Annotated in this window: 13 protein-coding genes; 6 read left to right on the top strand and 7 right to left on the bottom strand. The window is 64.0% G+C overall.

The genetic code is table 11. The features are described 5' to 3' along the window. Positions 1-3: 3 nt before the first annotated feature. From F3W81_RS04500 to F3W81_RS04490, 3 genes are all read right to left on the bottom strand, one after another. Positions 4-690 carry a GntR family transcriptional regulator gene (locus F3W81_RS04500; protein WP_193082463.1) on the bottom strand — a complete coding sequence of 229 codons (687 nt, stop codon included), beginning with the start codon at positions 688-690 and terminating at the stop codon, positions 4-6. Positions 691-972: 282 nt separating this feature from the next. Next, positions 973-2,154 (bottom strand): CaiB/BaiF CoA transferase family protein, encoded by a 1,182-nt coding sequence (locus F3W81_RS04495; protein ID WP_193082462.1) that lies wholly within the window; start codon positions 2,152-2,154, stop codon positions 973-975. Then, a complete protein-coding gene (locus tag F3W81_RS04490; RefSeq protein WP_193082461.1) occupies positions 2,154-3,116 on the bottom strand; it encodes a hydroxymethylglutaryl-CoA lyase in 963 nt (320 codons plus the stop codon). Before F3W81_RS04490 ends, F3W81_RS04495 begins: the two co-directional genes overlap by 1 nt. Positions 3,117-3,185: 69 nt before the next feature. On the opposite strand from F3W81_RS04490, the gene F3W81_RS04485 reads away from it, so the two are divergent. From F3W81_RS04485 to F3W81_RS04470, 4 genes are all read left to right on the top strand, one after another. Then, entirely contained in the window at positions 3,186-3,908 is a 723-nt protein-coding gene (locus F3W81_RS04485) for a GntR family transcriptional regulator (RefSeq protein WP_193082460.1), read from the top strand. A 115-nt stretch (positions 3,909-4,023) separates the two neighbouring features. Then, complete coding sequence (locus F3W81_RS04480; RefSeq protein WP_226941853.1) at positions 4,024-4,986, top strand: Bug family tripartite tricarboxylate transporter substrate binding protein; 963 nt, start codon at positions 4,024-4,026, stop codon at positions 4,984-4,986. Further along, positions 4,983-5,414 (top strand): tripartite tricarboxylate transporter TctB family protein, encoded by a 432-nt coding sequence (locus tag F3W81_RS04475; protein ID WP_193082458.1) that lies wholly within the window; start codon positions 4,983-4,985, stop codon positions 5,412-5,414. Before F3W81_RS04480 ends, F3W81_RS04475 begins: the two co-directional genes overlap by 4 nt. Before the next feature lie 7 nt (positions 5,415-5,421). After that, positions 5,422-6,921 (top strand): tripartite tricarboxylate transporter permease, encoded by a 1,500-nt coding sequence (locus F3W81_RS04470; RefSeq protein WP_193082457.1) that lies wholly within the window; start codon positions 5,422-5,424, stop codon positions 6,919-6,921. 94 nt (positions 6,922-7,015) lie between these two features. On the opposite strand, the gene F3W81_RS04465 is transcribed toward F3W81_RS04470, so the two are convergent. Next, positions 7,016-8,083: an SDR family oxidoreductase gene (locus tag F3W81_RS04465; RefSeq protein ID WP_193082456.1), complete on the bottom strand. Its 1,068-nt coding sequence runs from the start codon at positions 8,081-8,083 to the stop codon at positions 7,016-7,018. Between the two features lie 104 nt (positions 8,084-8,187). Between F3W81_RS04465 and F3W81_RS04460 the strand changes: the two genes are divergently transcribed. Beyond that, complete coding sequence (locus F3W81_RS04460; protein WP_193082455.1) at positions 8,188-8,574, top strand: winged helix-turn-helix transcriptional regulator; 387 nt, start codon at positions 8,188-8,190, stop codon at positions 8,572-8,574. A 92-nt stretch (positions 8,575-8,666) separates the two neighbouring features. Here the strand turns inward: F3W81_RS04460 and F3W81_RS04455 are convergent, their stop codons facing one another. Beyond that, the gene (locus tag F3W81_RS04455) at positions 8,667-9,122 is read right to left on the bottom strand and encodes a winged helix-turn-helix transcriptional regulator (protein ID WP_193082454.1); all 456 of its coding nucleotides are present in this window, start codon (positions 9,120-9,122) and stop codon (positions 8,667-8,669) included. Positions 9,123-9,312: 190 nt separating this feature from the next. Here F3W81_RS04455 and F3W81_RS04450 point away from each other — a divergent pair, with 190 nt between their 5' ends. Further along, positions 9,313-10,722 (top strand): MATE family efflux transporter, encoded by a 1,410-nt coding sequence (locus tag F3W81_RS04450; RefSeq protein ID WP_193082453.1) that lies wholly within the window; start codon positions 9,313-9,315, stop codon positions 10,720-10,722. A 39-nt stretch (positions 10,723-10,761) separates the two neighbouring features. On the opposite strand, the gene F3W81_RS04445 is transcribed toward F3W81_RS04450, so the two are convergent. After that, entirely contained in the window at positions 10,762-11,688 is a 927-nt protein-coding gene (locus F3W81_RS04445; RefSeq protein WP_193082452.1) for a DMT family transporter, read from the bottom strand. Continuing rightward, positions 11,678-12,277 carry a TetR/AcrR family transcriptional regulator gene (locus F3W81_RS04440; protein ID WP_193082451.1) on the bottom strand — a complete coding sequence of 200 codons (600 nt, stop codon included), beginning with the start codon at positions 12,275-12,277 and terminating at the stop codon, positions 11,678-11,680. The genes F3W81_RS04445 and F3W81_RS04440 overlap by 11 nt, the downstream gene beginning before the upstream one ends. Positions 12,278-12,358: the final 81 nt, after the last annotated feature.

Raw genomic sequence — 12,358 nt, 5'->3', positions numbered from 1 at the left:
CTGTCAGGCCGGGATCTTGCCGCTTGCAATGATGTGTTCCATCCCGGCCGTGACATGAGAGGTGAGCAGCGCGACGGCTCCGTCTGCATCGCGCCCGACCACCAGATCCCGCAAGCGGGCATGTTCTTCCGCAGCGGGGCGGCCGCGAAAGTCCAGCACGTAGAGATGGTAACGCATGAAGCGGTCAAAGATGTTGGAGTGGCTGGCGCTGAGGACGGGCCTGTCGCAGGCCACAACCGTCGCATGGTGAAAATCCCAGTCGTACTGCACCCATTTCATGACCTGCGTGTCGTCACCGCCGATCAGCTGGCTTTCGACCGTATGCAGCTTGTGATGGCAGCAGACCACCTGCGCTTCCCAGTCGAGCGAGCCAACCTCGATCGAGCGGCGCAGGGCATGGCATTCCAGAAGCAGACGCATTTCACAGATATCGCGCAGGTCCCGCTGACTGATCGGGGCCACGCCGAAGCCACGATTGCCCTCGGCCACGACGAAGTACTCCGCCGCCAGCCGGTTGAGGATCTCTCGCAGCGTGCTGACACTGGCACCATATGTTTCACGCAGGCGCTCCAGCCGCAGCCGGTCACCGGGCTTCAGAGTATTGGTGATGATATCAAAGCGGATCCGGCGCAGGACCTTGTCAGCAATGCTGTCACCGTCCTTGTCGAGGAAAAACGTCTTTCCACTCATGCGCCTGTCTCCTGTCTGTGTGGCGTGGCCAGTGCCATCGCCTGCGGGCCCGGTGGCCCAAATAGCAGCGTAGCGGTGACACTTTAAGGAGCAATATAGGATTTTATGGGCAATACCATATGAAACATATAATGCCGTGAATTTTCACAGATCACCATATGATGTGTCGCGCTCGCCCTGACGACACCATCTTACTTGCTAGACAGCAGCGCCCCCTTCGCGCTGATCTGCTTTTCTTCCGATGCCAAAAGAGAAGCCCGTACAAGCCAGAGTTTCAACGCCTCAGGAAATCTCTCTACCTGTGGCCATGGGGCTCACGCCAGCGGCGGACAGCACGGCATCTGTGTGTTCGCCCAGCTTCGGAGCGGGCAGGCGGGCCGCACAGGGGGTCCGGCTCAGCTTGACCGGAAAGCCGAGCATCCGCACGTTTCCGTGCCCTTCATGATGCACGTCGATCGCCATCTCCTGAGCCACGATTTGCGGGTCCGTGAAAACATCCTGCAACGACTGGACCTTGCCGGCTGGCACACCGGCCCGGTTCAAACGGGCGATCCAGTTGTCGCGACTGTCCGTGGCCATCGCCGCATCGAGGATGTCATGCAACTCGGCACGGCGCGCAAAGCGCTTGTCGTTGCTGTCAAAGCGCGGGTCCTGCATCAGGGTCGGCAGGCCGATCTCGCTCAGCAGCTTTTGCAGGATCTGCTCGTTTGACGGGGCGATGGCGATCTGCCCATCGGCTGTTTCATACAGACCATAGGGCGCCACGAGCGGGTGATCATTGCCGGTCTGAACCGGGTTGCGATCGGTCACGAAATGCTCTGACGCAAGATAGGCCATAAAGCTCAGCGCGCCGTTCACCATCGCCGTTTCGACATGCTGGCCAAGGCCGTCGCGGTCGCGCCCGCGCAGCGCAGAGACAATGCCGAAGGCGGAATAGAGGCCCGCAATCAGGTCGGAAATCGGCTGTGCGGCCCGCATGGGATGCGCCGCATCAGGGCCATTCACGCTCATGAATCCACTCATCGCCTGAGCGATGAAGTCAAAAGCAGGACGCTCCGTATAGGGGCCTTCGCTGCCGAACCCGTTGATGCTGGCGGTCACAAGGCCCGGATTCAGCGCCTCAAGGCGGGCCTGAGAAAAGCCCATACGCGCCAGCACGCCGGGGCGATAGTTTTCGACCAGGACATCCGCGCCCTCCAGCAAACGGGTCAACGCGGCCTTGCCCTCATCGGTGTGCAGATCCAGCACGACGGACTTCTTGTTGCGGTTGAACCCGGCGAAATACCACGACAACCCGTCCTTGTGATGGCCCTGTGCCCGCACCGGATCTCCGTCCCGGCTTTCGATCTTGATCACCTCTGCGCCCATATCCCCGAGCAGCATCGAGCAGAACGGCCCCGACAGGATGCGCGTCAGATCGATCACCCGCACGCCGTCGAGGGGAAGCTTTGCCGACACGCCCATCACGCGCGCCCACTGGCGCTGCGCACTTCGTCGCGCTGACGTAGATGCAGCCGCGGTCCGGCCTTGATCAGCTGACCGGGCAGGGCGCGGCCCAGTTGCGTTTCCGTCCAGCGGGCGAGGCTGAGCAGCTTGTCGGCATCGATCCCAGTCTCGACGCCGCTTTCGTGCAGCAGATAGACCAGATCCTCGGTGCAGATATTGCCGGTGGCGCCGGGCGCAAAGGGGCAGCCGCCAATGCCGCCAAGACTGGCCTCATACCGGGTGATCCCCTCCAGCAAACCGGCATAGACACAGGCCAGACCGACGCCGCGCGTATTGTGAAAATGCAGGGCAATGTCGGCCTCGGGGACCGCCTCGGCTAGGTTGCGGCAACGCTCCTGCACCAGCAGCGGCGTCGCCATGCCAGTGGTGTCGCCAAGGCTGATCTTGCGAATACCGCTGTCGGCATAGGCCTGTGCCACATGCACGATATCGGCGACGGGCACATTGCCCTCAAACGGGCAGCCAAAGGCGGTGGCGATGGCGCCATAAACCGGAATACCGGCCTGTTCGCCCATGCGGGCAATCTCTGCGGCCGCCGCCAGAGAGCGGGCGCGCGACCCATTCACATTGGCCTGATTGTGGCTCTCCGAGGCGGACAGGAACACGACCATCGCATCGATCCCGGCCTCAATCGCGCGCGCGGCACCTTTCGCATTCGGCACCAGTGCCGTCAGCTCGGCCCCGCGACTGCGGTCGATCTGGGCCAGCACCTCGGCCGCATCGGAGAGCTGCGGCACCGCGCGCGGCGAGACAAATGAGGTCACCTCCAGCTGAGGGATACCGGCATCAATCAGCCCGTTGACCATGGCGATCTTGGTCTCGGTCGGCACCGGATCAGGCCAGGCCTGCAATCCGTCCCGTGGCCCCACATCCACGACGCGGACGTGTTCGGGGAACCCCTGCACTCTGTGATGCGACATTCGTTTTCCTCCGCCAAATCTGTTGATGTGGTCCACCAACGTGGTATACCGACTCAACCAGAGGGGTCAATGCCGACAATCAGAGATCATAAAACGGGTGCCGAACAAGGGCTTGTTGCGCCGCGCGGGGATCAGGCCCTGCTGCTGCTGCGCCAGGAGATCCTGTCGATGACCTTCGCCCCGGGCGAGGCCGTGTCAGAGCGGTTTCTGCAGGATCGCTATGGCGTGTCGCGCACCCCGATCCGTCAGGCGCTGGCCATGCTGGTGCAGCAGGGCCTGATCAACCGTGGCGCCCGCGGCGGTTATGAGGTTGCCCCCATCGACATTCAGGAGATCCACGCGCTGTTCGAGTACCGCGAGGAGGTTGAGGACGACGCGGTGCGTCTGGCCAGTCGACGTGCCAGCCCCGAGGGACTGGCTGCCTTGCGTGCCACGGTCGATCGCGGTCGCGCCGATATCGACCCTGAGGAATGGCTGGCGCAAGGCCTCGATATCCATGTCGAGCTGGCGGCGCTCTCGGGCAATGTGTTCCTGCGCGACGCGGTGCAGAATGCCGTCGCGCGTGCCCTGCGTCTGCGCTGGCTGCTGGCCAGTGATCCAGCGCAGCGCGAAACGGCTTGGACGGAGCATTGTGCGATACTGGATCACGTTGCGGCCCGGAACGAAGAGGCGGCAGCGGAGGCGGTACGACTTCACACGCGCGCCGTGCGCGACCAGATCCTTGTCGCCGTCGGCAATGCCAAACGGTTTCTTGGCACGCGTGGGATCGTGGACAGCACGGCGCAAGACTGACGACTTCGCGCGGTGGAGGACCGCGCGGAGAGGGGGCTTGCCCCCAAAGACTGGAGCGGAGGGGGCTTACCCCCCAAAACCGAAAGAAGACAGAACTCAGGGAGGAGACATGTCTATGAAACGCAACCTTTTAGTGGCGGTCGTGATGGCTGCCGGAATGTCGGCAACAGCTGCGAGCGCGGCCGAATGCATTGCCCCGGCAGATCCCGGTGGCGGTTGGGATTTCACCTGCCGCACCGTCGGGCGGCTGCTGACCGAGCTTGGCATCGAAGAGGCCCCTGTGCAGGTCACCAACATGCCTGGCGGTGTCGGCGCGGTAGCCTTTGCCAATGTGGCCGGCAAACGTGCGGATGAAGGCGATCTGCTGGTCGCCACCTCGACCGTCGGTGTCACGCAGATCGCGCAGGGCAAATATCCCGGTGGTGTGGATGTGATGCGTTGGGTCGGGATGCTCGGCTCTGACGTTGGCGTCATCGTGGTGCCCGCAGCCTCGCCCTATGCCTCGCTCGACGATTTGCTGGGCGCATTGAAGGACGATCCGACCTCGGTGCCGGTCGCAGGCTCGTCAGGCGCAGGGGGCTGGGATCACATCCGCTTGCTGATGCTGGCCGACAGCGCGGGCATGACCGGCGACGCCTACAAGGCAATCCGCTGGGTGCAGTTCGATGGGGGTGGCCCCGCCGTGACCCAGATGATGGGCGGGCAGGTTGGCGCGGTGTCGACCGACCTGGGCGAGATCGCGGGCTTCGTGCAATCGGGCGACATCCGCATTCTCGCGGCCCTGTCGGACGACCCGATCCCGGCTTTCCCCGACGCGCCCACGGCCAAGGCGCAGGGCTATGACGTGACCGGCTACAACTGGCGCGGGTTCTACACCGGCGGCGAGGTCTCGGATGCCGATTACGACGGCTGGGTCGCGGCCTTGAACACCCTTTACGACAGCGAGGAGTGGAAGGCTGCGGCTGAGGCGAACGGGCTGATCCCGGTCTGGCGCGGCGGTGCAGAGTTCGAAACCTATGTCGAACAACAGGCGCAGCAGATGGAGGAAATCTCCCGCCAGATCGGCGTCATCAAATGATCGACCGCCTTGTGGGGCTGATGATACTGGTGATTTCGGTCACGGTATTTTTGGTCGCCCGGGGCTATGAGGCAGGCTTCGGGGACCCTTTGGGCCCCGCGGTCTTCCCGCAGATGGTCGCCGCGCTGGCGGCCATCCTCAGCCTCGGCATGATCTTTCGACCGGACCCGAACCCCGACTTCCGCATGGATCGCGCGCGGCTGAAACAACTGGCCACGCTGGCCGTTCTGATCGGCTACGTCCTGCTGCTGGAGCCGCTGGGCTTTCCGGTTTCGACGACGCTCGCCACCGCACTGCTCGCGGCCTTGTTCGGGGCACGGGCGATGCGCGCCCTCGCGACGGGCCTTGGGACAGGCGTCGGGCTGTATCTGCTTTTCAACAACGTTCTGGGGCTGCCTTTGCCACTGGCCCCTGCGTTCATCGGCTGAGGGTGACATGGATATTCTGAACGCGCTGATGGACGGTTTTTCGGTGGCGCTGACCCCAACCAACCTCGGGCTGGCGGTCTTCGGCTGCTTTATTGGCACGCTGATCGGCGCGCTACCGGGGCTTGGCCCAGTGAACGGTGTTGCCATCCTGATCCCCGTCGCCTTCGCGATGAAACTGTCGCCCGGCTCGGCGCTGATCCTGCTGTCCTGCATCTATTACGGCTGCATGTACGGAGGACGGATTTCCTCGATCATGCTGAACATTCCCGGCGACGAACCGGCAATCATGACCACCCTCGACGGCTATCCTATGGCGAAGAAGGGCAAGGCGGCGCAGGCACTTGGCATCTCGGCCGTGGCCTCGTTCGTGGGGGCGACAGTGGCGACGCTGGGACTGACCTTCTTTGCGCCCTACCTTGCAAAGGCCGCGATCTATTTCGGACCGGCCGACTATTTCGCGCTCTACGTCATGGCGTTTGCGACCATCGGTGGTGTCGCCGGGGTGAACCCGATCAAGACGCTTCTGGCGGCGGTCATCGGGCTGATGCTGGCCTCGGTCGGGCTGGACCCGGCGACGGGGACGGCGCGTTTCACCTTCGGATCCTACAACCTGTATGACGGTTTCGACCCCATCGTCTCGATCGTGGGTCTGTTCGCAATCAGCGAAATCCTGATGTATTTCGAGCGGATTGCGGGCGAGGGCGGCGAGGCGGTGCCCCTGGATCGTGGCCTGCCCAAACTGCGAGAGGTGTTCGCCGGGTTCCCGGCGTCGCTGCGCGGGTCGGTCATCGGCTTCATCTGCGGCGTTCTGCCGGGCGCGGGCGCATCGCTGGGGGCCTTCGTGTCCTACAACGTGGAAAAGCAGGTCAGCGACAAGGACGGCACCTTCGGCACCGGCGACCCACGCGGCATTGCCGCGCCTGAGGCGGGCAACAACGCCGCTTCGGGCGGCGCTCTCATCCCGATGCTGACCCTCGGCGTTCCGGGCAGTGGCACGACCGCCGTGATGCTGGCCCTGCTGATTTCACTCAACATCCAGCCCGGTCCGCTGCTGTTCGAACGCCAGCCCGAGATCGTCTGGGGCCTGATCGCCTCGCTCTATATCGCCAACGTCGTGCTGCTGGTAATGAACGTGCCACTGGTGGGCATCTTCACCCGGTTGCTGTCTTTGCCCCAGTGGCTGCTGATGCCGGTGGTGATCATGGTCAGTTTCATCGGCATCTATTCGATCAGCCATGCGCCGTTCGACCTCTTCGTGATGATCGCCTTCGGGGTGCTGGGCTATGCGCTGCGCAAGCTCGACATCTCGCTGGTGCCGGTTGTGCTGGGTCTGCTGCTGGGGGCGGATATGGAAAACAACCTGCGCCGCGCGCTGTCCATTTCGGGCGGAGATTTCGGGATTCTGGTTCACAGCTCCATCGCGCTGGCAATCTATGCGCTGACGGCCGTGATGTTATTTCTGACAGTGATTATGGCGCGCCGGCAGACTGGCAAAGCAGCAAGCTGACACTTCGGCGCACGGCCAAAAAAAAAGCGATGCGCCCCTCGCGAAAAGGGGCGCATCGCTTTGGTATGTGGGACTCAGCCCGCCGCTCTGTAGGTCACGCCTTGGGGATGATCCCATCGGCACGCAACCGGTCGAACAGATCAAAAAAGGCCGTATCCGTCGCGACATAGCCAGAGAACCCCATGGCCCGGCTCTTGCCCATATCGGTTACAACCTCGATCGGACGTCCCAAATCAGCATCGGTGTGCCAGGGCGAGGCAAGACGTGCGAGGTCTTTTTCCGCCAGCCCCTGCTGCTGCGCGATCTGCGTCCATGCGGCGGCATCGTCTTTCATCTGCTGCTCAAGCGGGCGTTCAACGCCATCGAAGTCCTCGACCTGCACGCCGAAATAGTCACCGATCCGGTGCCACATCCAGCTCCAGCGAAAGACGTCACCATTGACGATATTGAAGTCTTCGTTGCGCTTAGCAGGCGTCACCGAGGCCCAGATCACCTGATCCGCCAGCTGGCGGGCATCGGTCATGTCGGTCAGCGAGTCCCACTGCACCTGCGATCCCGGAAACCGGAAAGGACGTCCGGTCGCTTTGCACAGCGTGGCATAGACCGCCAGCGTGGTGCCCATGTTCATCGCGTTCCCGACAGCCTTGCCGATGACCGTATGCGGGCGGTGGATGCTGTAGCCAAACCCGTCGCGGGCCGCAGCGGTAAAGACCTCGTCCTCCTGCGCGTAATAGAAGTTGGCGACGTCCAGGCGGCCCTGATCTTCGCGAAATGGGGTCTTTGGCAGCGTGCCCTTGCCATAGGCCTCGAACGGCCCGAGATAGTGTTTCAGGCCGGTCACCAGGGCGACATGCTCCAGGCCACCAACCGGGCGCAGGGCGTCCAGCAGATTGCGCACCATGGTGGCATTGACGCGAATATTCTCGGCCTCGGTATCCTGACGCAGCCAGGTCGTCAGGAAGACATGGGTCGGCTTGTGGCCCTCAAGTGCCTGCGCCAGCGCCTCAGGGTTCAGCAGGTCTGCCGCAATAGGGGTGACGCCGGGCTGATCCTGTGGCGTGCGCGCCAACCCCAGGACGTTCCAGCCGTCCTCAACCAGTTTGGTCGCGATGGCGCTGCCCTGAATGCCGGTCGCGCCGACGACGAGTGCGGTCTTTGTCATGTGATCTCTCCTGTCGTTACAAGATATGACACCCACCTAGCCAGCCGGACCGCAGTGCGCTAGACGGCACCAAAACGGAACGTAGTCACCAAAAGGAGACCACCATGAAGGAAACCGACTGGCGTGAAGACTGCGCGCCGCGCCGCGTGTTGGAGATCTTTGCGACGAAATGGACCAGCATGATCCTGCACACATTAAAGGCCCGACACAGGGGGGCGGCGCGCAGTGGCGCCCTGCACCGCAGCTTGCCAGGCCTCTCCAAGAAGATGTTCGTTCAGACCCTGCGTGACATGGAAGCCGGCGGCCTGATCGACCGTCGCATCGACAGCACCGTACCCCCCGCCGTGACCTATGCCCTCACGCCCCTTGGGCAACGGTTCGTGGGGCTGGTGGATATGGTCTATGACTGGGGCCGCGACAATGCGGATGCGCTCGATGCCCTGCAACCACGGGAGGGCGCGCGCCGGGTGCGCAACACCGACGCAGAATAGCGGCCCGTCGCAGGCGGCAACCTCGCCCAAAACCCCGGAAAAGGATCACCGAGCGTAAGCGCATCGGACCAACAGCGAGCAGATCCGGCGTGTCAGTCGCTCTGGTCTGCGTTGGGAACCGCCAGCACACTGCGCGTCGTGATCTCTTCCCCGGTTTCGGCGTCGATGAGCTTTGGCCTGATCGGGTCTTGCGTGGCGCGCGATGTCAGCACGACGGAGGGGCCCCCTTCAACCGGCATGTTCGTATTGGCCCAGTCGATCAGCGTCACCAGTATCGGATACAGCGCCTTGCCCTTGTCGGTCAGGCGGTATTCGTAGCGCAGCGGGCGTTCCTGATAGGCCTCCCGGCGCAGCACGCCATCGGCTTCAAGCTTGCGCAAACGGTCGGCAAGCACGTGACGCGTGATGCCGAGGCGCTGCTGCATCTGGTCAAAGCGGCGGATGCCCATGAAACAGTCGCGTACCACAAGCATCGTCCAGCGGTCGCCGATCACGGACAGACCGCGGGCAACCGGGCAGGCATCTTCGTGAAGCTCGTTCCATTTCATGCCCGGATCGTATCAGGAATTGACAGGTTCCGAAAGAGAACTTACCCAGAGAGGGTTCCATATCGGAACCCTGTCGGTTTGTGCGCAGGCATTATCCTTCAGGAGACACGGAGAGGAGGCGCTGCATGGATCACGACAGCCAGATATCCCAATCGGGCCGGGCAGGGCGCGTCTGCGCCGCCACCACATCATGAGCGATATCACGTCTCCGATAGGGCAACCGGACGCCGCGGCCAGCCTCAGGGCGGCACGCACCACACTGCTGCTGACCGCGCCGATTGGCCCCACTCTGCTCAGGCTCGCCGCGCCCAACGTGCTGGCGATGTTCGTGCAATCCGCCCAGAGCATTGCCGAGGCCTATTATGCCAGCGTTCTGGGGGTCACAGCGCTGGCGGGGCTGGCTCTGGTCTTTCCCCTGGTCATGCTCACGCAGATGCTGTCGGCGGGCGCTATTGGCGGCTCTGTCTCCGCCGCCATTGCCCGGGCCCTCGGCGCGCGCAAGCCTGACCGGGCCGCCTCACTCGCGCTCGTCGCCGGGCTGATCGCCATCGGTTTTGCGCTGGTGACGGCAGTGCTCATGGCACTGTGCGGACGCGCGATTTTCGGCGTCCTCGGCGGCGGGCCAGAAACGATCAGTGCCGCCGCGTCCTACGCCGCCGTCTTCTTTCCCGGCTGCGTGGCCATCTGGCTGTTCAACACCGCGCTCAGCGTGATCCGCGGCACGGGCGACATGCAGACACCCTCGATGTTGCTGCTGGTCGTGGCCGCGGCGTCCATTCCCCTGTCCGGTGGCTTTGCGCTCGGCTGGGGCGGCTTGCCTGCCCTCGGCATGGCCGGGCTGCCACTGGGACTGGTCGTCGCCTATGGCACCGGCGCACTCGGCGCGATCGCCTATATCGCCACGGGGCGCACCGGCCTGACCTTCGCAGGGGCCGCCAGACGCATCGACACCAGCATGATCCGCGACATTCTTCAGGTCGGCACGATGGCGGCGATCAATACGGTGCTGACGGTTCTGACCACCGTGATCATGGTCGGCCTTGTCGGTCAGTTCGGCGAAGCAGCGCTGGCAGGCTATGGTCTGGGGGCCCGGCTGGAGTTCCTGATGATCCCGGTGATCTTCGGCATCGGTGCCGCCCTGACGGCCATGGTCGGCGCGAATATCGGTGCCGGCAACCGGGACCGCGCCCTGCAGATCGCCTGGACCGGAGCCTTGGCCGCCGCAGTCGTCGTTGGCAGTGTTGGCGCTCTTCTGGCTCTGATGCCGGATCTGTGGCTCGGCATCTTTCTGGAGCCCTCGAATGACGCCGCACTCGCCGTTGGGCGCAGCTATTTCCGCATCGTCGCGCCATTCTATTGCTTCTTCGGCCTCGGACTGGCGATGTATTTCGCCTCTCAGGGGGCAGGCCGGATGGTCTGGCCCGTGACCGGCAGCCTCAGCCGGATCTTTGTCGCTGTGCTCGGCGCAGTCCTACTGACCTCGTTCACCCCCCTCGGCGTGCGCGGCGTCTTTGCCAGCATCGGCGGCGCGATGCTGGTCTATGGGCTGGTCATCGGCATCGCCATCTATCGCACACGCTGGAGGCGAAGGGGGGAATAAGCCTGCGCCATCGCAAAGCTTTCGGGGTGGCGCAGAGCGTCACCCGGTCTGGCCAGACCTGCGCCATCGGCGCGGCACGGGCAGCTCCGTCCAGAAAAGGCAGGCAATGATCAGGCCAACACCCCACCAGCCGATCGCGGGCAGGCGCTCCCCGACAATGAGAATGGCGAGACAGGCCGCCACGACCGGCTCAAACAGCGAAAGGGTCGTGGCCTGACTGCTGGGGATCCGCGACAGGGCAATGCCAAAGGCGACATAGCCGAGAAACATCGGGACAATGGCCATATAGGCACCAACCGCCAGATTGGTCGCGCTGTCGAGGAAGGGCGCCCCCGTGACCACAAGCACCGGCATCAGCAGCAGCCCGCCCAATCCAAACGTCGCCCCCATCGCAGCACGCGATCGCACGCCATGCTGCATCAGCTGGCGCGCACACCAGGAATAAAGCGCATAGGTCGCCCCCGCGATCAGGCCGAGCAGGATCCCGAGCGGCACATTCGGCGCAAGGCTCTCATGCCCGCCCTCCGCGACACCCAGCAGCGCCATCCCCAAAATTCCGAGGGCGGCGCCAATCCCCCAGCGCAGCGTCAGACGATGGCCCTCGATCCGGTTCTCGATCAGCGCCGAAATCGCAGGCGCCGAGCCAATGGAGATGACAGTGCCAATGGTGACCCCCGCCAGCCGCATCGAGGCATAAAACGCGAGGGGATAGAGCGCGACCGAAAGCGCCCCCAGCCCCAGAAGCAGCCGGTGCCGGGCGAGGACAGACAGGCTGGCCCGGATACCCCGCAGCGCGATGAGGGCCTGCAGCACCCCGCCTATCCCCATCGCCGCCGCCCCAATCGCCACCGCAGGCACGCCCGGCGCGAATGTCGCCGCGGTGCCGGTCGTGCCCCAGAGCGTCGCGGCGAGAAGGCAGCATACGACACCCGCGCCGCGCCCCGGCTGACCGATCTCAGATGTCATGCGAACGCCCCTGTAGCAGCGCCTGGGCGATCGCCCGCGCCTCCTGCACACGCGCGCCGCTGCCCTCCAGACCCGCGCGCACCATGGCGCCTTCCAGCAGAAACGACAGATGCGCCGTCAGTACCTTCACCTCTTCAGGCTGATCGGGCAGGAGGCGCGCAAGATGCGACGTCAGGATGGCATCGACCTCCTCCTTATGACGCCGCACCGCCGCGCGCCCCTCATGCCCCGCCGGCAGTTCCGCCGCCGCGTTGAGCAGCCCGCAACCGCGAAATCCCCGCGCATAGGCAAAGGCCGCATGATCACCATACGCGTCGAACACCGCGAGGATTTTCCCAGCGTTGTCCTGCGCCGCAACCTGAACTTCGCGGGCGCCATAGAGGCCGAGCCATTCGGCATGACGCGCCTCGATATAGGCGGCGACAAGATCGGCCTTGGACGCGAAATTGTTGTAAAGGCTCTGCTTGGCGACACCGGCGCGCTGCGTGATCGCGTCGATGCCGGTCGCCGTCAGGCCCTCGTCATAGAACAGCTCAGCGGCGGCGCGCAGCAGGCGCTCTCGTACGGTTTCGGCAGGGAGTGCAGACATCAAAAGGCCTCCATTTAGGTAGATCGGTCTACCTAAATGGCTCCGGGGTCAAGTCGAAGACGCGTTCGCGCCGCACCGAAT

The sequence above is a fragment of the Pseudooceanicola spongiae genome (assembly GCF_014899185.1).
GTDB classification, from domain to species: domain Bacteria; phylum Pseudomonadota; class Alphaproteobacteria; order Rhodobacterales; family Rhodobacteraceae; genus Pseudooceanicola; species Pseudooceanicola spongiae.
Note: the sequence above shows the minus strand (reverse complement) of the source record. Positions and strands in the feature narration are given on the sequence as shown.